Origin of the sequence: Paenibacillus amylolyticus (assembly GCF_047302515.1) — a bacterium.
GTDB lineage: Bacteria > Bacillota > Bacilli > Paenibacillales > Paenibacillaceae > Paenibacillus > Paenibacillus amylolyticus_G.
Genome location: NZ_CP168019.1, coordinates 5,670,494 through 5,695,514 on the forward strand (window position 1 = coordinate 5,670,494; position 25,021 = coordinate 5,695,514).

A 25,021-nucleotide genomic window follows, 5' to 3' on the forward strand; every position below is an offset into this window, starting at 1 on the left:
TCCCTATCGATATTGTTGGATAAATTGAACCGCTTTGCGAATGTCCTGCTCCGGTTGATGCCCAACCTCACGTTCAATCGTCAGATAACCGGTGTAACCAATCTCCTGAAGCGCTGCAAAGTATCCGTCAAAATCAACGCCACCTTCGCCCAGCGGCACCTCACGGAAGAACGTTCCGGAAGAGACCATTTCGGCTATCTTATCGTGATCCATAGGGGCATAACCGACCGCTCCGTATACGTCTCGTGGGTCAACTTCCTTCAGCCGCACACCATCCTTCACATGGGTATGTACGATGTAATCCTTGAGCAGACGAACGCCCTGCGCCGGATCATCTCCAGTCACCATCACCATATTCGCCGGGTCAAAATTCACTGATACTCCGTTGGTGGACAGTGTATCCAGGAATTCTTTTAAGTCAGTAGCCGTTTCCGGTCCTGTCTCAATGGCAAAGTATGCACCAGCACTTTTGGCGTATTGGCCCAACTCCTCACAAGCAGCATGCAGCGTAGCGTAGACTTCCGATGAAGGGTCGTGTGGAACAATGCCGATATGTGTTGTGACGATGTTGGTACCCAGATCGAGGGCCAGATCCACGATCCGCTTCGACTTCTCCACTTTCCACGGATTATCTGCCTTGACTTGAAAACCATGTCCACCCAGATCGCCAACCAATGCTGAAATTTCAAGACCCAGAGAATCAATGTAACTTTTCAGCTCCTTGCGCGCCGCAGGCGACAAATTTTCAGGGTCCATCTCCCCCTTGACGGCGTAGATCTGCACACCTTCTGCACCTACGTCTTTGGCTTTGTTCAACCCTTCCCGTACACCTACGCCAAAGCTATCCACGATGACACCGATCTTATTCGTTAATTTCATGTCATACCTCCTGTGATTGAGTGAGTAACTCTACGTTCTCATGTAAATGTAAGGTTCGACTCATTACTGACATCAACAAGTTTCACCGACTTGATCTCATACGGTTTGAATGTCAATTCGATTGTGCCGTTTGAACAAGCCAACGGATGGATCTCATCCTCCAGCAAATTAATGATGGACGCTTTGATTTCCTTTTCAGCCCACTGAACCTGCACCGTTTCCCGACCTCCTGATGATTCGTAGAAACGTAACACCGTTCCAGAGCCGTCTTCTGCGGGCTTAATTGCATCCAGAATGACATGCTCACTGTGGAACTGAACCCAAGCGTGTTCGGCTGGCAATTGACCCGAAGAATGACTCGCTGTCACAACCTCCACCGGATGATTCAGCTCCATCGCCCGGCGAACGACGGCAGCTTGTCGCCAATCGCCCTGGTGGGGCAGGATCGAATACGTGAATTCATGATCGCCTTGATCGGCATGTTCATCCGGCCATTTCGGAGCACGAAGCAGAGACAGGCGGATCGTCCGATCCTTGATGTCATACCCGTACTTGCAATCATTCAGCAAACTCACACCGCTGTTGCCCTCCGAGATATCCGCCCAACGATGTCCACAGACCTCGAACTGCGCCTGCTCCCAACTGGTGTTGTTATGAGTTGGACGCTCCAACGCTCCAAACGGAATTTCATAAGCCGCTTTGGCTGCCACCAGGTCCACCGGAAATGTCACCTTGAGCAGTTTATGGCTCTCATTCCAGTTCACTTTTGTACGGAAATCAACACGCCGCTGGTAACGATGCAAAATGATATCCTGACTGATCTCCGATTGATTCAACTTCCAGACAAAGCGTAGTACATCTCGCGTAGCCCCGCGCTGTACAATCTCTCTGGAGATCAACTGCACCGCACCAGCTCGCTGGGATTCAAATCGTGGATCGATATCCCATGCATCCCAGTACGTCGGTTTGTCGTGGAAAAACTGCCACTCATTCGCCCGATCACCAGGCTTCAGCCAGTCACGTCCTACCGTTTTGTCATACCATCGAGTGATCTCTCCCAAGTCATTAAACTCAAGCGTGTAAAATTCAGTTTCCCACGTGGAAGGGAAAGATTCTTCTTCCCTTAATGGAAGGATAACATCCGATGCCTCGCGCAGCCATATGGTTGTATACCCAAAAGCAGGAATCGATGGAACATACACGAGCAGCGTATACTTGTCTTCCTTTTGTTCCAGATCATTAGCCAGACGGTTTCCTTGACGATCGAATGCTGCCATCCCGGCGAGGTGGGCATCCCCTGTAATGGTGATATTCTCTCCACGTTCCCAGCCAAGGCTGTTGAATATAATGTAGGGGAGACCATCAACTTCATCTGTTGCAATGTTCTCCGCAAGGCTATCCAGCGTTTCCCGCAGTGCGGATGTACCTAATGCAAATACCTTCGCGTACTCCTCGGTGGACGTTACGTATACTTCAGGAATCGACGTTCCCGGAATAATATCATGGAATTGGTTGAGCATAATCAACTTCCAGCCTTCATCCAGATCATTCTTCGTGTGTGTGGCGTAAGTCCCGGCAAATTGCCCCCAGATCTCCGCTTCCCGATATAATACCTCTGCCTTACGGTTGCTACGTTTGTTCCTTGCATGGGTCGTATAGGTTCCGCGATGCAGCTCCAGGTACAAGTCCCCGTGCCATTTCGGCAACGTCGGTTTATTAATCGATATGTCTTCAAAAAAAGCGCCTGCTGTGCTGAATTTGCTGATCGGCTGCCCCACCATCAAATGGGATCGCTCCGCAAACTCCACCATCTCATTCGTCACGCCGCCACCACCATCGCCATGTCCATAAAGCAACATTTGCTCAGGGTGCACATCCTTTTGTTTAAATGATTGCCAATGTTCATCCACATCTTTGGGACGCGTATGCTCATTCACTCCATGATTCAGATACGCAAGCACTGAAGTACCATCTATGCCTACCCAGTCGAAGAGGTCATACGGAAACGCATTGGTGTCATTCCAATTCAGCTTCGTGGTCATAAAATAAGGAATATTCGCGAGCTTCAGCATCTGCGGTAAAGAAGCACAGTAACCAAAGGTATCTGGCAGCCACTCGATGTTGGAGCGTTTACCAAACTCCGCCTGGTAGAAGTTCTGCCCATACAGAATCTGCCGAACCAACGACTCACCACTCGGAATATTCAGATCCGGCTCCACCCACATGCCTCCGACCAGCTCCCAGCGTCCTTCAGCAATGCGTGCTTTTACTCGCTCATACAACTCCGGGTAATGGTCCTTCACGAAGGCATACAACTGCGGCTGGCTCTGGGAATACACAAAATCCGGGTACGTGTCCATCAAGGTGCACATGGTCGAGAACGTGCGACTGGACTTGCGAACCGTCTCACGTACAGGCCACAGCCAGGCTATATCAATGTGGGATTGTCCAACCAGATGCATGAAGCCACTTCGATATTCCTCTGGATCTTCCTGCTGTACCGACTGTGCTAATACATATTCGAAGTTCTGTATCCAGGCTGTATCACTCCAGCGTTCCGGGTCATTGTACATGTTATCCATCACCTGATGAATAGCCTGAACAAGTGCCATCCGCTTGGGCTCCTTCTCGTTATATGCCCGGAGCGACTCGGCGAGTACCGTAACGCTGTACATCAGGCTCTGCAGTGGCTGATTAACATGAACCAATGCTGCCCGAATGCCCTGAATAGGTGGCTGAATAACAGCTTGTCGGTTGAGTGGATCATGCGGCTCTGGAATTGGATCGTAGAGTTCAATCTCCAACTGCAGCGTATTGCCAACCCGACTTCTCGGAAGAGGTACGAATCCGTGATTTCGATCCAGCCCGTGATAAGGCATACCATTCACCTTCAGCAGCCCTTCTCCTCCAGCCTCGAAGATCAGCCCAACAGCCTGATCCTGCCATTCCGCCGGAATCTCCACACGTTTGCTCAGAAAATACGTCGTTCCATGTACGCTGTTCAGCGGATTCAAGTTTTGCATGGCCTTGTCTTCCTGCTCATCTTCATTTACTTCTGCCTGTTCGTACTCGTATTCCCCTGGCCGAATGTATCTGGCCCTCTGCATCTCCCACGCTGGAAGCTCGATCGTATCCAGCCATTGCCGCTGTTTCAGATCTTCGATGAATCGCTGAATTCGAATCATACCTCCACCCCCACCTTCTGAATGTGCAGACTGCAGGCGGTCCAATCCATAGAATTGCGGCCAACCATGAGCCTGAATTCACCCGGTTCTACGACAGACTGGAGACGGGAGTCGATCAGTGCGAGATGTTCTTTTTGCACAGGGAATGTAACGGTCTGGGTCTGTCCTGGTTCCAGATGGATTTTACGAAAACCCTTAAGTGACATTTCAGCCCGCGTAACCGAAGCCGACACATCCGTGATGTACAACTGCACAACCTCGCTTCCCGATACCGCTCCGGTATTCGTGACTTCAACCATCACCTGTGCTTCATCGTCCGGGCCGATCACATCCGGTATAACCCTTACGTTCTCGTATTTGAATTCGGTGTAGCTCAGTCCATATCCAAACGGATACTGCGGCGCCAGATCCATCTCCAGATACCGCTTGCCACGAGTACGTTTGGCATGATAGTAGACCGGAAGTTGCCCAACATGCTTGGGAATAGAAACCGTAAGGCGCCCCGATGGATTCACATCGCCAAACAGAATATCCGCAATCGCGTTACCACCTTCCTGTCCGGGGTACCACGCTTCCACAATGGCATGGACATGTTCATCAATCCAAGGTTCAGCAATGGGGCGGCCGTTAATATACACCACGATAACGGGTTTCCCGAGCTTATGTAATTCCTGCACCAGCTCCAATTGAACACCCATGAGATTCAGGGAAGCCCGGTCAATGCCCTCGCCACACTCCATGTCGTTCCATGGATCATCGGTCACCACTGAAGCACCTGTCCGCAAATCGATCGTACCTTCACCAAAATCGCGAGCGCTGGAGCCACCCATCACCATCACGATGGCATCGGCCTGTTCCGCACAGGCGAGCGCTTGCGCAAATCCCTCTTTGGAATCGCCCTTAATCCGGCAGCCGGGTGCGTAAAGCACTTGACCCGAATCCGCGCCAAGCTTGCGCGTAATGCCATCCAGTACGGTGACGATCTGTTCTCTCGGCTGTGGCGAGGTATAGTCCCCAAGCTGGTTATAAATATGGTTCGCGTTCGGACCAATGACAGCTAGCTTTGTACCTGTTTTGGCAAGCGGAAGAGTATTTCCCTCATTTTTCAGTAAAACAATCCCCTCTTGTGCAACTTCCCTCGCCAGCTGAGTATGGTCTTCACATCCGATGACCTGTTCTGCAAACTCTGGATCAACGAAAGGCTTTTCAAATAACCCGAGTCTGAATTTCATCTCCAGCACCCGCCACACAGCCAAGTCCAGATCCTTCTCTTCGATCAATCCCTGCTCAAGCGCCTGAGCGAGATGTTTGCGATACATGTACCCGGACATCTCCATGTCTACCCCTGCTCGAAGGGACTGTGCTACTGCTTGCTCCCCGTTCTCGGCGGTGTTATGTCCATGGACCAACATCTGAATGGCGCCAAAATCAGTAATCACGAATCCATCAAAACCCCACTGCTCACGCAGAAGGTCATTCAGCAGATACGTACTGGACGTGCAAGGTACGCCATCAATCTCGTTATAAGCGGTCATCACGGAGCAAGCCCCGGCTTCCACTGCCTTTTTGAACGGCAACAGGTCTATTTCATGTAATTCACGTAATCCCATATGCACAGGTGCTGCATTGCGACCACCCTCCGAGCTGCCATAAGCCGCAAAATGCTTAAGTGTCGCCACAATTGTCTGGTTGGAATCGAGCCGATCACCCTGTAGTCCCTTCATGGCTTCTACTGCAAATTCACCGATTAGGTATGGATCTTCGGCAAAACATTCCTCCGTCCGCCCCCATCTCGGGTCACGTACGACATCAAGCACCGGGGAATACGTTGCCGCTCCCCCCTGACTCCGGGTTTCCACAGCGATGGCTTCGCACATCTTGCGGTATAACTCCATATTCCACGTGCTGCCCACCGTTAACGGTACCGGAAATACGGTTGCCCCAATCGCCATATGCCCATGGGAACACTCTTCTCCGAACAAAATGGGAATGCCCAGTCGAGAATGCTCCATGGCATACTGCTGAATGACATTTGTGGCAACGGCTCCCTGCCGTGGGGTCAGCCCCGTTTCCAGCGTCACTTCGGTCCATGGATCGGCCCGAAGCACACCATACAGAGAACCGACACCACCCTGTTCCATGTCCGCTTTGAACTCTTCCGTCACCTGTACTGTACCATCAGCTGCTTTATCATACGTCTTCCATCCCATCGGCTGAATGAGTTGTCCAATCTTCTCTGCCGTTGTCATCCGTCCGATCAGATCCTGAACCCGCTCCTGAATGGGAAGCGAAGCATCTTTATAGTCCATATGCACATTCTCCTTATGCGTTCGGAATTAGTTAGGCGCGTGCACTCACATGGCTTTGCGGTAGTCACTTGGTGCCACACCCACCACGTTCTTGAAAGCCCGGTTGAAGGAATTATAGTTCGTGTATCCCACTTCCTCACTGATCTCCTGAATGGCCTTATCGGTCTCCTGCATGAGCAGCTTGGCTTTTTCAATGCGATGACTAATGAGCAGATCCACAAACTTCTCCCCAATCTCATCCTTAAAAAGCTTGCTCAGATACTTCGGATTAATATCGAATAGATCACTAAGGTAGTTCAGTGACAGATCAGGATTGTTGTAATGCTCTTCGATGTATTTGCGAATCTCCAAAATATTCGATCTGTGTTTTCGGGAACAATGCAGCGTCTTCATCTGCAGCGCCAGTTCTCTGAACCCTTCCCAGCACAGCTCACGCAGGTCATCTAACGTCTCCCAGCCCTCAAGCCTTGGGAGAAGCGGGGTGAATATAGCGGCCCACGAATCCTGATACTCCCGTGGAAGTTCGGCGAATTCCCGATTGTAATGTTGAAATAACAATTGGATCGTATTCATAATCTCCTGACGGGACAGAACGGACTCACTGATTTGTTCAAACAGTCTTTCAAAATGCTTTTCCCACACATCGTCCGACAAGCGCATCGCCTGTACCAGCAGTGAGATGGTCTTCAGGAACTCATACACATCATTGGTCGAATTCGGCACATCGCTACACGGAATGATGCGATTTATGCCCAGTACAGCCTTGTACTCCAGCGCGTGCACAGCTTCTTTCAATGAAGCTCTCAGTCCCCGAATATCAACAGCGACCCGACCAATACCAATGGTCACAGTGAAGTTCAGATACTGATCGATTCTGTCAAGATAACCAGCGAGCAATCGATGCTCGGTCTCCTCGGCCTGTTCCATTTCCGGAATCCAGAGGATGGCGTACAGACGCTGATCGGAGATCCATTCAGCCCATACTTCCGTTCCTTCATGACGCGCACTCTCCTGCAGAATACTGGATAACACAAATTTCAGGAGGGATTGGTCCTGATTATGATACTCCGTCACAAATGCATCATACCGATCCATTTCAACTACCATGACGGCCCAACGATGCTCCAGCTCAGGCAGTTTGAACTTCTTCATCTCCGCTGTCAGCTCCGTGCTCGTAAAGTCTCGTGTGCCCTCCAGCAACTCCTGAAAGAACATTTTTTTCTGCAAAATCAGATTCTCTTCGTGCTCCTCCTTATATTGCCTCGTCTGATCAATCATGCGTTCCAGCGTTGTATGGATAAATCGGAACTCATTCTCCTTGCCATAGTTGAGCCCCGATTGTTTCTGCGAAGAGACGGTCTGAATTAACGTGACAATCTGCTGAATCGGCTTGTAGTTTCTGCGGGTCACATAGATCACCCACACCACCCCGGTCAACACAACCACTACAGCAAAGGCAAACCAGATATTATAAAATTGCAGAGTCCATTTGACGATTTTTCCATTATTGAGACCTGTCTGCACCTTCCAACCGCTATAACTCGACGTAAATTCGGAGAAGACTTCTCCCGTCGTGGTTTTAGTAGAAGCTGCAACCCCTTCTGGCATGCTGCTATCCCACAGATTGCCGCCCGAACGGTTGAAGATGTTCACAAACGTAAATTCCGGATCATACATCTGCATAATGGATTTTCTAAGGGTAGTCAGGTCCACGTTTGTCACCACAAGTCCTTTGCCGTTCCCCACACTCCGTACAATAGTAATTACCTGCTCCGTCGCTTGCGATGGAAAAGCCCGGAACGCTCGTGCTCCTGCCCACTTCTGTTCATCCCTTGACCGGCTATCTGCAATAAAGTCTGCATCCGGGAACTCTTCAATCGGAACAGCCTTCCCGTTACTGAAGACCGTGCCATCCCCGTATCGAACGAGATAAATTGAATCAATCAGCGGATACTCTATTTTCAATTCATCAACCACCTGGACCGCCTGAATGCCGGCATACACATCATCGCTGCCAGATACCGAGAAATAATTCTTCAAGTTAGGGTTGGTCAAAATCTCACGCAGTACCTTGAAGTCGATGGAGCGCAGGGAGTTGTCCAGATATTGCGTGACCTGAGAGGCCAGAAATTCATTGGCCTTAAGCGCTTCTCTACGGTTCTGCTCATTGAATACTTGAAAGAAAATAAAGAATAGAATGGTCGTCACAATAAAGAAAACAGGCAGATACGATAACAGCAAACGTCTAAACCAATTGTTGTTCATCTCCGAGATCCCCCCACCATTACTGTTCATGCTGAATGACGACAAACACCTGTGCTGATCGCTAATTTTCCATAAATATTCAGTACATTATATCGGATGACGTGGGGTTGTCATAGGAGAAGACCGTCCCGGTCACGGGTGACAGACGGGACAGCCTCTATATTGAATCCTTCAATTATTGATTCTTCTCAATGGCACGCTGGTAGATCTCAAGATAATTACTCAGTCCGAGACCATCAAAGCCTTTGACATATGAATCCCATTCCTTATCAATGCTCTTGCTGCCAATAATAAACTGTGCCATATTCGTCTGCACATAATCCTTGATGGCCGTAGTCAGTTGTGCAGCTGATTCCGTATCCTCTGGACGAATAAATACGTTCGCAGGGTATACTTCTTTGGGTGCATAAGGTTCATACACATTAGTAGCTTGAGCCAGACGTGTACCATAACCCTCTGCTTCTAAAGGATTCTGTCCTTCGGCAAACAGATTACGGAACGTGTTGGACAAGTCATGTGCTCCGATCTGTGACCAGCTCTCGTTCACAACAACGTTCGCGTCACGCTCAGGCAGATTGTAGTAGCTGTATTTGGCAGGCTCGCCACTGATGTTTTTCTCATCGGCATCTGCCTTCTTCCAGCCTTTGCCTTCAGTTGGACCATACTCTGCGTACAGCGCACCTTCTTCACTGAACATGTAGTCTACGATTTTGATGGCAGCAATCTGCTGTGCTTCTGTCGCTTTGTTCGTGATGGCAAACTCAAACTCACCTACGCTCTGTGTGGCGCCTGTCGTCTGCACTCCATCTGGTCCTTTCAATGGAGGAACGATCTCCCAGTGCTGGTGACGGGTGATGTCTTTGTCATAAGTATTCACGAGATAACTGACCAGCGCCGTTGTAATGGAGCCGACCACTTCATCGCCTTCCTTGTTGCCCAGTTGTCCGATTGCCTGATCGTTCTGTGTAAAGGAAGCCGGATCAATCAGGCCATCTGCATACAATTTATTCATGTACTCCAGCCCTTTCTTCCAGCCTTCCTGATTGGCGGCAAAACTCACCTTGCCATCGTTCACGATCAGGTATTTGTCGTTATCATTGTATATAAAACTATTCATCAGGTAGGCATCAATGTTGCCATTCCATACATACTTGTTCGGTGCGCCTGTAAGTGGAATCTCGTCCGCTTTCCCGTTACCGTTTGGATCTTGTGTCTTAAACGCCTTCAGAACGGTATACAGTTCATCAGTTGTGGTTGGCATTTTCAGACCCAGATTGTCGAGCCACTCCGTGTTGATCCAGTATTTCTGTGCATACGTACAGTGGTAACATTCATTGAAGATAGGCAGCGCATAGATGTTGCCGTCCGGTGCCGTGATGGCTTCTTTGAAGTATGGCTTCTCTTCCATAATCTTGGTCAGGTTCGGACCATACTCCTTAATCAGATCCTGTAGCGGAAGGAACACGCCCTGTTTGCCATAGGTTTGAAGGTCTGAAGTAGTGAACTTGCCGTGAAGAAACACTTCCGGATAATCACCACTAGCCAGCAGCAATTGTCTGCGATCCTGCAAGGCGTCCGTTGGGGCCAGATCCCATTTCAGGGTAACGTCGAACTTGTCTTCGATAAATTGGGTAAATTCATTCTCTTCCATGGACGCTTTGCCTTGCGGAGCAAAGAGGGTCATGGTTACAGGACCGCCGCTCTCCCCGCTACCGTCGCTACTTCCACCCGACTCCTCGGATGAACTGCATGCGGACAACAAAGCCATCGAAGCAAAGACCAGAAACAACATCGAAATCCAAGATTTTCTCAATCTGACTCCTCCTTTTTGTTCATAACGGCAAATTATTGACTTGTACTGCACGTTTATAAAATCGATCCCGGAAGCCGGCGTGTTCCTTCCACCTCCTTTCAAGAGGCAACCGGGCTTAACTCACTAGGATTAACCTTTGAGGGAACCAACCATGACCCCTTTAACAAAATGCTTCTGTACAAATGGATACATGATCAGAATTGGAATACTCGCTACAACGATCAGTGCATATTTCAACACCTGCTCGAACCCTTGGTCCCGCATCTGTTGGCTGGTATTGGCGAGCATCGCCGGATCAGCCGCGTTGAGGATGAGCAGATTGCGAAGCACGTATTGTAGAGGAAACAATTTCTCGGAACGCAGGTAGATCAGTGCATCAAAGTACGCATTCCAGTGACCTACAGCATACATGAGTGTCATGACTGCCAGAATAGGCTTTGATAAGGGAAGAACTACGCTGATCAGATACCGGATATCCCGGCAACCGTCCATTTCCGCGGCCTCCCCGAGTTCTTCCGGGATGGAAGATTGGAAGAAAGTCCTTGCCACGATGACCTGGAATACTGCGAGCGCCCCGGGCAGCCACATCGCCCAACGTGTATCGAGCAGGTGCAGGTCCTTCATCAAGAGGTAGGTGGGAATCAGACCGCCATCAAAGAACATCGTGATCATCATGAAAATAATGATGGCCCCTCGTCCATAGAACGATTTGCGTGACAAAGGATACGCCAGCATGACGGTCAGCACCACGTTAATGAACGTACCCACCACGGTGTAAATGATCGTGTTATAGAAACCGAGCATAAGTTGTTGGCTTTTGAAAATGGAGATGTACGCCTTGATATTAAAATCGACCGGGAACAGCCACACCTGACCGGATGTCACGGCTCGTGAAGAGCTAAACGAAGAACTGATGATATACAAGAGCGGATAAAACACCGTTAGCAGTATGGCGAACAGAAAGATGTAGTTGAATGTCATGAAAATGCGGTCACCGAGCGGGTCCTTGATCCGGTTACGATTAATCAGGTTGAACATGGATAAGCTCCTCCTTTACCACAAGCTGTTCTGGGATACTTTGCGCGATATGCCGTTGACGATAACCAGCAGGATCAGGTTGATAATGGAGTTGAAGAATCCTACTGCCGAGGAGAAGCTGAAATTTGCCCCGATCAGACCCACCTTGTACACATACGTGGAGATGACCTCCGAAGCGCTTGTGTTGAGCGGATTCTGCATCAGGTATATTTTCTCGAAGCCCACGCCCATAATGCTGCCCAGACTCAGAATCAGCATGATAACGGTGACTGGAACGAGCGACGGGAGGTCGATGTGCCATATTTTCCGAAGCCTTGATGCGCCGTCCATCTTGGCTGCTTCATAGAGAGATGGATCAACACCAGCAAGAGCTGCGATATATATAATTGATGAATATCCCATGCCCTGCCACACACCTGACCAGACATAGATCGATTTGAAGTATTCCGGAATGCCCATGAAGTTCGTCATCGGGAAGCCGAGTAGTGTGAACAGCTTGTCTACCACGCCGACATGCGGGGAGAGCATCAGAATGATAATGGATACCATGACAACCGTTGAGATAAAATGCGGAGCGTAAGTGACCATCTGCACGGTCTTCTTGAAGTAACCCGTTCGAATCTCATTCAGCGCCAGCGCCAGCAAGATGGGAATAGGGAAACCTGCGATTAAAGAATAAAAGCTGATGCCTATCGTGTTTTTGATTAACAGCCAGAAGTTTGGAGATTGGAAGAATGCCTCAAAATGTTTGAATCCGACCCACGGGCTTCCCCAGATTCCTTTGACTACACTGAAGTCCTTGAAGGCGATCTGGACACCCACCATAGGAATGTACTTGAAGATCAACAGATACAACACCGGGGGCAGCACGAGCAGGTAGAGCTCCCAGTGTTTCTTGAGGCTTTTGATGAATGGATGCTGCCGCTTGGGCTCCACATGTTTCCTCTGCTGGAGTTCCATCTTAGCGGGTATGCTTTCCGTAGCTCGACTCATTTGCGTCACTCCTTCTACACCTCAAGTGTAATAATACATTACATTTACATCCCTTAAACATCCTTTTTTCTGTTCCTAGTTCCTTGTTCAACAAATATGATGTAAACATTCATATCAGGTAGCGCTTTCTTGATTTGATAGTACATCGCCCGATAAACTTTTATCAATTTGCAATTTTCTCCGACTTCTCTTTATTCCACAAACCCTTGTGTGACAAGCGATTACGAGCCGTTTCTGTTGGAAATTGTGTTCCTTATGTATGAATAAAAAAATCCCGGAGGTGGTTATATCTCCCCCGGAATTGACATGGCATTCTATACATGAAGTTCAAAAAGTTAACGATTCAGCACCGAGAAGGTTGCGAGAACCTGAAGGAGGAGGAGCGGAGTGTAGGCAAACCTACATGAGCACCGGACTCCGAAGGTGAACGCAAGATTCGATGTCAAGTTCGCTTCGTGGTTTACTTCGTGATCAATTGGGTACTTTTTGAACAACCTCTATGCGCTTGTGATCAATCTGAACGTATGTGTGATCGGCGCTTCATTGGTTGTAGCGGATTGGGGCAGATCCACAAGAAGTCCGTCTTCTGTCTGCTGATACGAAAGTACGTCATCGCTACCAATGAGTTCGATCCGCTCTACCTTTTTCAGATAAGGAATGATTAACTGTGGTTGTACGAGCTCATTCTCGTTTCGGTATATCCGGAAGGCATACACGGTGTTGATCTCTTCTTTCTGTGTGAAAGCCCAATCTTTCGTAAAATATGGCCCGCAGATCCGGGTTCCATAGATGCCTTCTCCATGAGTACCCAACCATTCACCGAGGCCCTTGATACCTCGAATTGCCCCTTTTGGCAGACGGCCATCGGGTTGTGGTCCTACATTCAGCGCCAAGTTACCACCCTTGGACACGACTTCAAGTAGAATATGTGCCAGCTGTCTTCCCGTTTTATACTGATCATCGAATCCAAAAGCAAAGGAGTTCCCCACGGTAATACAACTCTCCCACGGAATGTTCATCGGATGTTCCGGTATGGTCTGCTCGGGGGTAACGATATTCTCATACGGCCCACCCACGGTGCGATCTGCGGACAGAAGCCAAGGTTGTGTGGTCTGACGCGCCCGTTCCACGACTTCTCCAAGCCTGATATCCTGACCATGGCGACCTTCGCGCACCCAGCCGGCATCCAGCCACAGACATTCGATCCGTCCGTAATTCGTCAGCAGCTCCATGATCTGCTCATGTGTGAACTCCACGAATTTCTCCCACAGCCACGGATACTTATGGGGATCATACGAAGGGCCGCGCCACATGTGACGTCCACGCTCCATGCCCGGTGCCCAGTAATATGGGGTATGCCAGTCCGCTTTGGAGAAATACGCTGAGATGCCGAGTCCTTTGGCCCGGAAAGCGTCAAATAGTGATCGACAGATGTCCGCATACTTATGGGTATGAAAAGGCGTGTCCTTGCCCGTAATCCGGTAATCCGTCGTCTTGGTATCCCACATGCAGAAACCGTCGTGGTGCTTGGTGGTGAACAGGAAATATTTGAACCCGTTATCTGCCGCCATCTGTGCCCATTCCTCAGGCTGAAAGCGAATCGGATTGAAGGTTTTGTTCAGATCAAAATATTCCCGCTTGAAGTCTTCCATGTCATCCGTCCAGTCGATGTCATCACGCGACCAATCGCCGTCCTCATCGCTCAGCGCCCAGGATTCCACGAGGCCAAGCTGGGAATACGGCCCCCAGTGCATCATCAGCCCCAGCTTCTGATCCTTGAACCATTCCAACCGCTCATTCAGCAGCGGGTCCTCCGGTTTGATCCACTCATCCTCTTTGCTAAAATTGTGTACGCCAGCTTCGACGATCTGCTCTTCCTGCTCCAGTACGGTTTCTTTGGTTTCGCTCATCCTGTTTCATCTCCTCTGGATTAGATAAAAGATAAACCATGCATGTTACGCCTGGTCACTCCGAGTGCAGTACCATCTTTCGATCGCTGTTATCCCCGGACTTCTCTTATTTCACTTTATAATTGTTGGAAATCCGGTGATAAAGGCGAGCGCTTCGCTTCTTCAGATTGGTTCTGCACTCTCCGTTTTGGCGTAAACGCTTAGTTTAACTATTAAGGGGCGTAGTAACTCTGTTATTTCGATTGCAGTGCCATCTTCAATTACCAGGGAACCCCATATTTTCCTCGTTTCTATAGGGAAATCCAAGAGCAGAGAGAGTGTTCCTTAGATTTCTGCTAGCGCTCCATGCTCTGCCCCAACCTCAAGCGGAGAGGACGAATCCACACCCGCCCGGAGCGGAGCTTTTCATTGAAAAGGAGCGGAGTGCTCATAACTTTTAATGCCACGGGAGTAGTAAAGTATCAACTTGGAGCATCTCCGTATTGCAAGGCCCCAATTACAGCGTGATTTCGCGGCCCTGACGGGCTGATTCGTAGATGGCGCAGAGCATTTTCATCACTTCGACGCCGTCTTCGACGGGGCTAAGTGTTTCTTTGCGGCCCTGTGTGCTATCGATAAAATGGTTGATTTCATTGCGGAACGATCCCATAAAATCGAAGGATTTGAAATCCACCTGTGGGGTCATGTTCAAAATGGTGTTGAATTTCTCGCCTATGATCGAAATTTCCGGCTCCAGCTCGGCACCGCCTTTGTCCCCATATAGTTTGACCGAAGTCTCATCCGCTTTGGCATGGAGCGTGAAGCTGACATCCACGAGTAGGCTCGCACCGTTCTCAAAACGAATCAGGGCATTCGCCATATCCTCAACGGTATTTTGCTCCGCGTCATAATCGGCTGCTTTGTAAAACGACAGATTGTTAATGTTCGAGCGGTTTCCCAATCGATTGGACACGTTGGCGGAGACGGATTTCACCTTCGGTCTGCCCATCAGATACCAGCAAATGTCGATCACATGCACCCCGATATCGATCAGCGGGCCACCTCCGGAACGATTGATATCCGAGAACCAGCCACCCGGATTGCCCAGACGACGCAGACTGGAGGCTTTGGCATAATAGATCTCGCCCAGCTCACCCTCGTCGATAAACTTCTTCAGAATCTGTGCATTGTCGCTATAACGGCGAACAAAACCAACTTGCAGCAGCTTTCCGCTGCGATGAACCGCCTTCTCTACTTCGAGGGCATCCTCTACCGTTTGGCAGAGTGGTTTCTCACACAGCACGTTTTTGCCCGCGTCCAGAGCAGCAATGCTAATCTCTGCATGGGAGTCGTTCCATGTACAGATGCTGACGGAATGAATTTCGGGCATTGCGAGCAATTCTTTGTACTCAGTAAACACATGAGGTGCATTATATTGCTTCGCCACTTCTGCGGCACGTGCTTCATTCAGGTCGCAGATGGCATATATTTCAACGTCCGGGTTACTGGCATAAGCTTGCAAATGGCAATCGGATATGGACCCGGCACCGATAACGGCGACTTTCAATTTGGACATAGTGCTGATTCCTCCATCGTTTTCATATGAATTGACTCAAGAAATTATAATAATCGGCTTAACGTAACGACGATGAATGCTTGGACTTTCGGCCGCTGTTGTCTGCAAATTTCTTTTATTGACCGCTCTAACGGTTGAAATCCGCAGACAAAGGCGGTCGCTAACGCTCCTACAGTTCCAAGCCTCCCCTCTGTTACTCACGCCTTCTTCAGAATTTGATTCAATTTATTCATTTAAAACAAGTACTCGGCCCTATGCCTCTACCCATAGGCGGCGGACGTTATCCATGGCAATGCGTGAGGCGGTTTTGCAATCCTCCATGCCTTCAAATTCAACCGAGATATATCCGTCGTACCCGGATTGTTTCAACACCCGGAACACCTCAGGCATGTCGATATCGCCATGGCCCACAATGGCACCGCGCAGGTAATTGCCATGCGAGGTTTGGAACCAGCCTTCACCGGGGTTCCGGTAGGAAGGTCTCCAGTAGAAGTCTTTGGCGTGCACGATCGACGCGTACGGAATGTTATTTTTTACGGCACTCACCGGGTCTTCGTCCACACAGAGGAAATTGCCGACATCCAGCGTGGTCTTGAAGTTACTCCGCGCCGTTTCGTGTAACAAACGCTGAATTCGCTCACTCGACTGCGCATAGTAACCATGGTTCTCCACGCTTGTTGTGATTCCAAAATCCGCCGCATAATCGGCTATCCGCTGACAAGCCTTCACCAGTACCGGCAGGTCGATCTCGAACTGTGCTACGGTTCCCTCTGGTGCTGGGCGGAAAGCCACGTCATGACGCATCAGCTTCACGCCGAGCGAAGCAGCCACATCCACATGTCGCATTACATTCTGGATCTCTTGCTCCAACGCTTCGGCGTCCTCCTGCACAGCAAAGTTAGCGCCAATGGCATAATTCGAAATGTCGATCCCGACCTCTTTTGCCACAGCTTTAATCTCATCAATCAACTCCGGGTTATCGATCAGACTGAAACCCATCGGCACAATCTCCACATGTTCCCCGCCCTGATCGGCGATCCAACGAATGGCATCTGGTACGTTTAATTCTTTGCGATCCAATGCTTGTTGCAGACTGTAGGTGCTGAGTCCAACTTTCATTTTTCCTCATCCTCTCCTGTAGGACGTGTCTCAAAACTCACTGAAGTGCATCTTTTACCACCTTTTCGCCCCCTGCTGCGTCACTTTCCCTTGACGTGCCCCGGCACGCCTGCGGAAAATTTCCTTGCTTGGAACGAAAATTCGGCAAAATCTGCGTCCTTCGGAGTTTTCAGACACGCCCTAGTCAATGTCCATACCCAACGTATACCTTTTTCTGGCGGACACAACAATTGCCAATAATCGTTTGACTCACCTATTTTCCTTTTCTAGCCCAAATCCGGTGTATCCACGAATGTTACTACCAGATCATCCGTCTGATGAAGCTCGAACATGATGATTTCATTCTCACCTTCACGAAGGAGCGGGGCTGGTACATATAACGTTTTTTGCGGTCCTTTATTCCAGTAGCGCCCCAGATTGAATCCGTTTACAAATACAACCCCTTTGGTCCAGCTATCCAGTCGCAGAAAAGTATCTCTTACATCCGTGATATTAAACTCTCCTCGATAAAATGCCGGTCCCTGTACTTCATTAATTGTTTCGTTAATTACTTCGCTAATCACATCACTAAATTGCAAACCCGACAGATCAGTTAATGGCAGACAATGAATCGTCCAATCATATAAAAATTGAAAGCCATGTCGCACACCCTCGGTGATGCCCTTCGGATCTCTCAGGTACGGACCATAGTTGATTCGCCCCATATTTTCAACAAGGATCAATAGATCTGCGCCCTCTGGCGGCACTTCAAAGGAAATCGATAATTCCGTATTTCCCCGTTCGAGCACACCTTGAAATTGCCCATCAACAAACACAAGTGCACGGTCACAAACCTCCTGAACCACTAGTTCCTGTCGCTCCCTTGGCCCGGATATCCGGGTTTGATAACAAATAAATCCATAATCCTGACCCAGCTTCTCCATAGGTTCCGGATTTGTACGTTGCACCGGGACTGATATCCGGTCCATCTGCGCCAGTAATGACGCCTGTTGGGTCAACTCCACCCGCCCATAGGCGATAGTCCCCTTCGATTTTGGTAGCACAAGCTCACCCAGATCTTCGCCGCTATACTGAGCAATAAGGTCCCTCACCGCATGGAACTTCGCTGTCGGCTCCCCGGATTCACTGAGCATTGAATCATAGTCGTAACTTGTAATTGTGGGTTCGTATTGATCCTTCTGCTGACAGTTCGCCCCGTTATAAAATCCAAAGTTCGTTCCACCGTGGAACATATAAAAGTTAACCGAAGCTCCTGCTAGAAGCATCTCCTCAAACACACCAGCCACATCTGCGGCTTCTCGGGTATGATGCGACTCACCCCAGTGATCGAACCAGCCGTTCCAATACTCCATGCACATTAAAGGTTCGTCCGCCTGATATTCACGCAGCTTGGCGAACGCTCCCTCCGTTCCTGATCCAAAATTGACTGTAGCCAGATGTCCCGGCACTGATCCCGCTTGCAGCATGTGGTCTGTCGGTCCGTCCGAGGTAAATAACAACACATCCATACCGCGCTCCACCATGCCATCACGTAAATATTGCAGGTAACTCGCATCGTTCCCGAAGCTGCCGTACTCATTTTCAATCTGCATCGCGATGATCGGCCCGCCATGGGTGCTCAGAAGGGGTTTCAATTTGGGCAAAAGCACATCATAATAACGATCCACATTCGTCAGAAATTTTGCATCATTACATCGCAGACGAATCTCATCATCAGCGAGCAGCCAGGCAGGTAATCCGCCAAACTCCCACTCGGCACATATATAAGGACTTGGGCGAACAATCACAAGCAGACCCACACCTCCCGCAATGCGAATAAAACGTTCCAGATCAGCCATGCCTTCAAAACAATACTGTCCCGGCTCCGGCTCATGAACATTCCACGGCACATACGTTTCCACCGCATTAAAACCACAGGCTTTCAGCTTGAGTAACCGATCCTCCCAATAGTCGGGGACCACTCTGAAATAATGGATGGCACCCGACAAAATCCGAATGGGCTCGCCACCATACATGAATTGTGAACCTTTATACGTCAGCACAGCCATGTTACAACCCTCCCCGCTCGCTCAGATATATGCCTAACCTAGACAACGTTGGGCACCATCTGGATTCATGAATGCTTAATCGTATCTTTCTCGATGTGACCTGTGGGAAACAGCAAATTCGCTTATGCCCCACCACCGTCTCCTTGTAAAACTCTTCCCAACCACCATCTGCCCTCTGCGACTCCAGTGTAAAACGCTCAATCCGTTGGCCTGTCTGGATATGTTCCATCAGCACCACCCGGTCAAATGATCGTTCCTCCTGCAAATCCAGCTCGATCCAAGCCTGCTCCGTTCCTTCGTGAGGACACCAATACGTATCCCGTCGTTCCCTCAGCACTTCCGATACAGCATGTTGTTCATCCATCGTCTCCGATGCTTTTACCAGCGCCTGCAAGGCGAAATTTTCCTGAAAAATGGTGCGCAGCGAATCTCCCAATTCCTGTAGTCGCTCGACATCCGTTTCGTGAATGAGACCACGTGTATCCGGTGGCAGATTGAGTAAAAAGGTGGCATTGCCCCCCACTGCGCCGTAATAGACGGCGAGCAGTTCATCCAGTGTTTTGACCTGATCATCTTCACTGGCATGATAGAACCATCCTGGGCGAATCGAGGTATTCACCTCGGCAGGGTACCAGATCAGTTGCTCACCTTGGGAACGAATGACCTCTCGGCTTCCCAAATCACTGTCCTGCGTATTGATCCTTGTGGCAAACTCACCATCATCCACCTGTTGTGATTGCTCCTGAATCTTCTCATTATCCTGCATATGCGCTGGCACAACGCTCCATTCCGATTCCCGTGTATGCCCCGCCTCATTGCCGCACCAGCGAACATCCGGGCCACATACTGAGATGACAGCCTCAGGCTGAAGTTCACGAATAAGCGCATAATAGGCGTCCCAGTCATAGACCTGCCTTTTGCCATTCGGACCCTCCCCACATGCACCATCAAACCATACACAGAAGATGTCGCCATAATTCGTAAGCAGCTCGCGTAACTGTTGGAGAAAAAACTCGTTATACCTCTCGGAATCTCCATAAGTGGCTTCATGACGATCCCAAGGAGACAGGTACACGCCAAACTTCAACCCGCCCTCACGGCAGGCATCGGAAACTTCCCGAACCAAATCCCCCGTACCATTCCTCCACGGACTAGCCGCGACCGTATGCGCTGTAAACTGACTGGGCCACAAACAAAATCCATCATGATGCTTACAAGTCAAAATCAGCCCCTTCATCCCCGCAGCCTTGCACGCCTGCATCCATTGCGCTGCGCTCAGTTCAGAAGGATTGAAGATCGCCGGGTCTTCCTCCCCAGTGCCCCATTCCTGATCCGTAAATGTATTTACCGTAAAATGAATAAACGCGTAGAACTCCATCTCCTGCCACCTCAGCTGGCGTTCGGATGGGCTGACCTGTGCTGCGGACTTAATCCATTCGGCTGGTTGCAGTTCTTGATTCATGGCGTATCACTCCTTTTATTTCGTACATTCCTATGTCACTAGATCTCCATCGCTTGGACCGCTACTCAGTGCACTACTGTCCATGAAATGGCTGTGATGCAAGCAATAACTGTTGCTTGGCTTCTTCAACCAAATGTGGATCAATGGGATAATTAAAGCTGCCTTTGTACCTCACGCCTGATCCCATATGGATTTCCGTGATACCCGTCTGACTCACTAGCGTTTGAATTCCCTCTATGGTGACCCCCGACCCTGCCATGACAGCGATGTTCAAGGTTTGCCCCAATTGCTGAAGTTGTTTCAGTTCCAGTATGGCTTCAGGCGCTGTCTGTTTCCCTCCCGATGTAAGAACACGCTCCACGTTGCCCAATGTGTTAATAGCCTTGAGCGCCTCAGTCAAGCTTGTGCTCACATCAATTGCACGATGAAACGTAACGCCCAAACCCTGAGCTTCGGCCATACATAATTGCATGGATAAAAGGTCCACTTCACCATCCCCGGTGAGGGCGCCGATCACGATGCCAGCGGCTCCAAGTTCCCTCGCCACGCGTACATCCCGGGTCATGGCGTGGATGTCATCTGCGCTATAGCGGAACGAGCGGCTATGCGGACGGATCATGACATACACCGGAATGGATACCTGGGATACCACATGCTCCATGACGCCATAACTGGGGGTAAGTCCTCCTTCAGACATCGCAGACACCAGCTCAATCCGATCAGCCCCTCCCTCCTCAGCTGCTTTGGCATCTGCCGCATCTACAGCGATGACTTCCAATACAGGCTGTCTCTTCATAAGGTCGCTCCCTTCACTTCATCGTAGATTATTCCAGAACCGTTAACCCGTATCGATACACATCTCTCGAACTGCACACAGCCTGATCCATGACATAAAGGACCGACTGAACGCTTCATCAACGCTCCTGCGGTCCTTCCTCATCATTATTTGACGACGGTCAGCTTCCAGATCCCAATTTGCAAAGGTTGACCGTCCTGAACGATATATGGTTTGTCGGTAATGATCTTCATGATTGGATTCTCCTTTGGGGACCGGAATGGGCTAGCAAATAGAGAGCGCAACGGATATCATATACTTTGTTTGATGATTTTTGTTATTTTTGTTATTTATAATGTTATTATCAATTAGCAATAGTCTAAAACGTTAGGATCAGAACGTCAATACAAAAAAAGACACCCAGAGGGTGTCTTCATGTCTTGGATAACCTTCTGGTTATCCGAGCTTTTTCTATTTTCTACGCCGAGCCTTCGTCATTCGATTAAACATAATCAGTGCAGCAATAATCATGGCTATCATGGCAATATTACTCGCCACTTCTTGTGATAGTCCGAAAAGAACTCCCAGGTTAGTCACCAGGCCTCTTACAATCAGCGCCACCACAACCAGCAGGATTGGACTCAAAAAATTATAATTTCTCATTCCTCGCAACACCCCTGACCCCATTGTTCAGAACTACGAATCTCATAACACTATCATAACAGTAGCTATTCTGTGTTACAACAAAGGACACCCGCGTACAGTGTCCTTTGTCTTATACCAACGTATTCTACTTTTGATGACAGAACAATCTTTCGATTGCTCTTATCACCTGATATTTCCGCTTATCTTCTACACCTGCTTGAATTCGATCCAATCAATCTGGAGACCTGGTTTGGTGAAGTCCAGTTTCAATTCATACAGTCCTGCTTCAAGATCTACTTTGACAAGTTTCTGTCTGATCCATTTGCCTTCCGTACCATTCGTTTGAATGGTGGTCACCAACTGATCATTCAGGAGCAGGTTACATGCACTTTGAGCAAGTTCCGGCTCAGGGGACATGATCTGTACGATAATCCGATAATGACCTGCCTCGCTCACTTTCATGTAGACGGGTTCAGCTACTGCAGGTTTCACCTGTGCGTTCTCAACCAGATCCTGAGCTTGTGCAGCAGATAGGGAGGCATTCGCTTGGAACGAAGCGACATTCTCCACGATCTCATGTTTTCTGCCGGACACCGGTGCATTCATGATGAACTTGCAGATATTAATCGCCGAGCGTTGCAGCTCTCCGCGAGTCAATGTTCCATTTTCCAAGGATTCAATCGTGTTGTCGTCCCAGCCATTGATCTCTGCGCCGTAGTTCGGTACAACCATGTAGAGATCATTCTGCGCACGAATCATCCAGTTGGTGTATTTGCGATCAGCCTCTCCACCTTCGGTCACATCATTCATAATCGCCCACCAGTCGGTCATTACGATTCCGTCGAAATTCCATTCGCCGCGCAAAATCGTGGTGTTCAGGTCGTAGTTGGATGCCGCCCAGTGTCCGTTAACCGGGTTGTAGGAGGTCATGATGGAGTTTGCTCCGCCTTCTTTTACAGCGATTTCGAACCCTTTCAGGTAAATTTCACGCAGTGCACGTTCGGAGACAACAGCATCTACTTTACTGCGGTGTTTCTCCTGATTGTTGCAGGCAAAGTGTTTCAGTGTGGCATTGGAACCACCCTTCATGATACCTTTCGTACATGCTGCGGCAAATACACCCGAGATCAGTGGATCTTCGGAGAAGTACTCAAAGTTCCGGCCATTAAGCGGGCTCCGGCGGATATTGAGTCCAGGTCCGAGCAGGGTATCTACCTGATTTCTCAGCAATTCCTGTCCTTCCATCACATACAACTCTTCAACAAGATCCTTGTTCCATGTCGCGGCAAGCAACGTACCGATGGATACCTGTGTTGCCTTCTCGCCACTATCCATACGAATACCGGACGGGCCATCTGCCGTACATGCTACCGGAATACCGTAGTTAAACAGGCTGTCGCTGACACCACCAAATGCAGATGCCGTTCCCGAAGTAACGAGCGGACTGCTCATGCCTTCGCCACGGACAATCGCCGCCAGATCCTGATCACTCAGTTGAGCGATGAAGGTTTCCAGACTCACTTTGCCAGCCTTAACGTCACTCAGCTTGTGGCCCTGGTTACCTGTCTGCTCCAGCGTTTGCGGGAGATTCTGCTCGATCCGATTCGCCATGGATATCTTACGTTTCGGTACTTCTGCATAAGTCAGTTCATAAGATCCATCTTCCTTGCGCGTACCTGGTTTCATCCGTGTAAAATCTTCAGTTGGGGCCATCGCTTCTTGCAGTTGCTCCACCAATTGAAGAGATTCAATCACATATCCATCCTGGCCATCAATGCTGATATGCTGCACTTGTTTCACACTGGTTCCTACATGCAGTCGGTATGTGCCTTCTTCCAATACGTACGCGGAAGCAAGACCTGTAACGCCTGCATCATCGTAAGATGCCATGGCATGGATCGGGAAGCTGATCGTGAGAATTTCTGACTCGCCCGGCTGCAACAATCCTGTTTTACCAAAAGCCACCAAAGCCTTCACCGGTTGTCCCAGTTTGCCTTGTGGTGCTTCATAGTAGACTTGTACAACCTCTTTGCCCGCATATGTTGTACCGGAGTTGGTCACATTTACACGAACTTCGATGTAGGTTTCGCCATCTTTGGTTACTGATTTTGCTTCTTCGTGCTGGGCCAAAAACGTCGTATAAGACAGGCCGTAACCGAATTCAAACTGAACACGCTCAGGTCGAAACGTTTCGAAATAACGATAACCTACATAGATATCTTCCTGATACAGGTTCTTGAACTCATTGCCGTAGTTGCTTGTCGAAGGGTAATCTTCGATGGAATATGCAATCGTATCTGTCAGTTTACCGCTTGGTGTAACGTCCCCCGCCAGCACATCGGCAATCGCATTACCACCCTCCATACCGCCATGCCATGAGTAAATTACGCCTTGGATCGGATGTAGATACGTTTCGTTTAACCAGCTCATGTCGATGATATTTGAGACATTCAACACAACGATTGTGTGTTCAAACTGCGAAGTAACTTGCTTCAACATCGCTTTCTCATCTTCTGTCAGTTGGTAACTTCCTGGCGCATCCGCATTATCCTGGTCCTCTCCTGCTGTACGTCCAATCACAATAATGGCTTTGCTGGATTTGCTTCTAGCCTGTGCAACAAGTTCATCCGTCAAAGGCATTTCTTTCTGATTCCATGGCTCGGCCGCCCATACTTTTCCGCCATCATCAAATGGATTTTCCTCAATCCACTTCTCATAGACAGCTGCTAGCTCTTCATTGACCGTTATATTCTTTTTGCTGCGCAGACCATCCAATAGATTCGTTGTGTAGGCCACATGAACGCTACCGCCTGAACCCGTGCCGCTCCGATAATAATTGACTTGAATCCGTCCAAAAACTGAAACGTTTTCGTTTTCACGAAGTGGAAGCACTTGGCCTTCATTTCTGAGTAAAACGGCTCCTTCTGCGGCAACCGTACGACTAAACTCTGCAAACCCTTCCAATGGAACTCCGATTTGATGTGTGCTCAATGATTTCCCTCCTGATTGTCATCCCCATATCTAC

General features: G+C 49.3%; 15 protein-coding genes. All 15 read right to left on the bottom strand.

Going from position 1 to position 25,021, the window contains the following annotated elements:
• Positions 1-3: 3 nt before the first annotated feature.
• Positions 4-879, bottom strand: a complete 876-nt coding sequence (locus tag ACDJ59_RS24850) for a sugar phosphate isomerase/epimerase family protein (RefSeq protein WP_413406526.1) — start codon at positions 877-879, stop codon at positions 4-6.
• Between the two features lie 38 nt (positions 880-917).
• A complete protein-coding gene (locus tag ACDJ59_RS24855) occupies positions 918-4,064 on the bottom strand; it encodes an alpha-mannosidase (protein WP_413406528.1) in 3,147 nt (1,048 codons plus the stop codon).
• On the bottom strand, positions 4,061-6,373 hold the full coding sequence (locus ACDJ59_RS24860; RefSeq protein ID WP_413406530.1) for a glycoside hydrolase family 3 N-terminal domain-containing protein: 2,313 nt from the start codon (positions 6,371-6,373) through the stop codon (positions 4,061-4,063). The genes ACDJ59_RS24855 and ACDJ59_RS24860 overlap by 4 nt, the downstream gene beginning before the upstream one ends.
• Positions 6,374-6,418: 45 nt before the next feature.
• Positions 6,419-8,638, bottom strand: a complete 2,220-nt coding sequence (locus ACDJ59_RS24865; protein WP_413406532.1) for a helix-turn-helix domain-containing protein — start codon at positions 8,636-8,638, stop codon at positions 6,419-6,421.
• Positions 8,639-8,813: 175 nt separating this feature from the next.
• Positions 8,814-10,451 (bottom strand): ABC transporter substrate-binding protein, encoded by a 1,638-nt coding sequence (locus ACDJ59_RS24870; RefSeq protein ID WP_413406534.1) that lies wholly within the window; start codon positions 10,449-10,451, stop codon positions 8,814-8,816.
• Positions 10,452-10,580: 129 nt separating this feature from the next.
• A complete protein-coding gene (locus ACDJ59_RS24875) occupies positions 10,581-11,489 on the bottom strand; it encodes a carbohydrate ABC transporter permease (RefSeq protein WP_017691189.1) in 909 nt (302 codons plus the stop codon).
• Positions 11,490-11,504: 15 nt separating this feature from the next.
• The gene (locus ACDJ59_RS24880) at positions 11,505-12,482 is read right to left on the bottom strand and encodes an ABC transporter permease (protein ID WP_074093076.1); all 978 of its coding nucleotides are present in this window, start codon (positions 12,480-12,482) and stop codon (positions 11,505-11,507) included.
• Positions 12,483-12,979: 497 nt separating this feature from the next.
• Positions 12,980-14,392, bottom strand: a complete 1,413-nt coding sequence (locus tag ACDJ59_RS24885) for an alpha-L-fucosidase (protein WP_413406537.1) — start codon at positions 14,390-14,392, stop codon at positions 12,980-12,982.
• 496 nt (positions 14,393-14,888) lie between these two features.
• On the bottom strand, positions 14,889-15,947 hold the full coding sequence (locus tag ACDJ59_RS24890) for a Gfo/Idh/MocA family protein (RefSeq protein ID WP_413406539.1): 1,059 nt from the start codon (positions 15,945-15,947) through the stop codon (positions 14,889-14,891).
• Between the two features lie 252 nt (positions 15,948-16,199).
• Positions 16,200-17,066 (bottom strand): sugar phosphate isomerase/epimerase family protein, encoded by an 867-nt coding sequence (locus ACDJ59_RS24895; RefSeq protein WP_413406541.1) that lies wholly within the window; start codon positions 17,064-17,066, stop codon positions 16,200-16,202.
• Positions 17,067-17,332: 266 nt separating this feature from the next.
• Complete coding sequence (locus tag ACDJ59_RS24900; RefSeq protein WP_413406543.1) at positions 17,333-19,114, bottom strand: beta-galactosidase; 1,782 nt, start codon at positions 19,112-19,114, stop codon at positions 17,333-17,335.
• 1 nt (position 19,115) lies between these two features.
• Positions 19,116-20,576 carry an alpha-L-fucosidase gene (locus ACDJ59_RS24905; protein ID WP_413406545.1) on the bottom strand — a complete coding sequence of 487 codons (1,461 nt, stop codon included), beginning with the start codon at positions 20,574-20,576 and terminating at the stop codon, positions 19,116-19,118.
• A 73-nt stretch (positions 20,577-20,649) separates the two neighbouring features.
• On the bottom strand, positions 20,650-21,372 hold the full coding sequence (locus ACDJ59_RS24910; protein WP_413406547.1) for a copper homeostasis protein CutC: 723 nt from the start codon (positions 21,370-21,372) through the stop codon (positions 20,650-20,652).
• Between the two features lie 450 nt (positions 21,373-21,822).
• Entirely contained in the window at positions 21,823-21,996 is a 174-nt protein-coding gene (locus tag ACDJ59_RS24915; protein WP_244661153.1) for a hypothetical protein, read from the bottom strand.
• A 207-nt stretch (positions 21,997-22,203) separates the two neighbouring features.
• Positions 22,204-24,987: a glycoside hydrolase family 3 C-terminal domain-containing protein gene (locus tag ACDJ59_RS24920; protein ID WP_413406549.1), complete on the bottom strand. Its 2,784-nt coding sequence runs from the start codon at positions 24,985-24,987 to the stop codon at positions 22,204-22,206.
• Positions 24,988-25,021: the final 34 nt, after the last annotated feature.

What these genes read in the sequence shown, in the direction of transcription:
- ACDJ59_RS24900 (WP_413406543.1), bottom strand. Translation starts at nt 19,114, where the DNA reads ATGGCTGTGCTGACGTATAAAGGTTCACAATTCATGTATGGTGGCGAG.
- ACDJ59_RS24865 (WP_413406532.1), bottom strand. Translation starts at nt 8,638, where the DNA reads ATGAACAACAATTGGTTTAGACGTTTGCTGTTATCGTATCTGCCTGTT.
- ACDJ59_RS24850 (WP_413406526.1), bottom strand. Translation starts at nt 879, where the DNA reads ATGAAATTAACGAATAAGATCGGTGTCATCGTGGATAGCTTTGGCGTA.
- ACDJ59_RS24910 (WP_413406547.1), bottom strand. Translation starts at nt 21,372, where the DNA reads ATGAAGAGACAGCCTGTATTGGAAGTCATCGCTGTAGATGCGGCAGAT.
- ACDJ59_RS24875 (WP_017691189.1), bottom strand. Translation starts at nt 11,489, where the DNA reads ATGTTCAACCTGATTAATCGTAACCGGATCAAGGACCCGCTCGGTGAC.
- ACDJ59_RS24855 (WP_413406528.1), bottom strand. Translation starts at nt 4,064, where the DNA reads ATGATTCGAATTCAGCGATTCATCGAAGATCTGAAACAGCGGCAATGG.
- ACDJ59_RS24890 (WP_413406539.1), bottom strand. Translation starts at nt 15,947, where the DNA reads ATGTCCAAATTGAAAGTCGCCGTTATCGGTGCCGGGTCCATATCCGAT.
- ACDJ59_RS24905 (WP_413406545.1), bottom strand. Translation starts at nt 20,576, where the DNA reads ATGAATCAAGAACTGCAACCAGCCGAATGGATTAAGTCCGCAGCACAG.
- ACDJ59_RS24880 (WP_074093076.1), bottom strand. Translation starts at nt 12,482, where the DNA reads ATGAGTCGAGCTACGGAAAGCATACCCGCTAAGATGGAACTCCAGCAG.
- ACDJ59_RS24860 (WP_413406530.1), bottom strand. Translation starts at nt 6,373, where the DNA reads ATGGACTATAAAGATGCTTCGCTTCCCATTCAGGAGCGGGTTCAGGAT.
- ACDJ59_RS24895 (WP_413406541.1), bottom strand. Translation starts at nt 17,066, where the DNA reads ATGAAAGTTGGACTCAGCACCTACAGTCTGCAACAAGCATTGGATCGC.
- ACDJ59_RS24885 (WP_413406537.1), bottom strand. Translation starts at nt 14,392, where the DNA reads ATGAGCGAAACCAAAGAAACCGTACTGGAGCAGGAAGAGCAGATCGTC.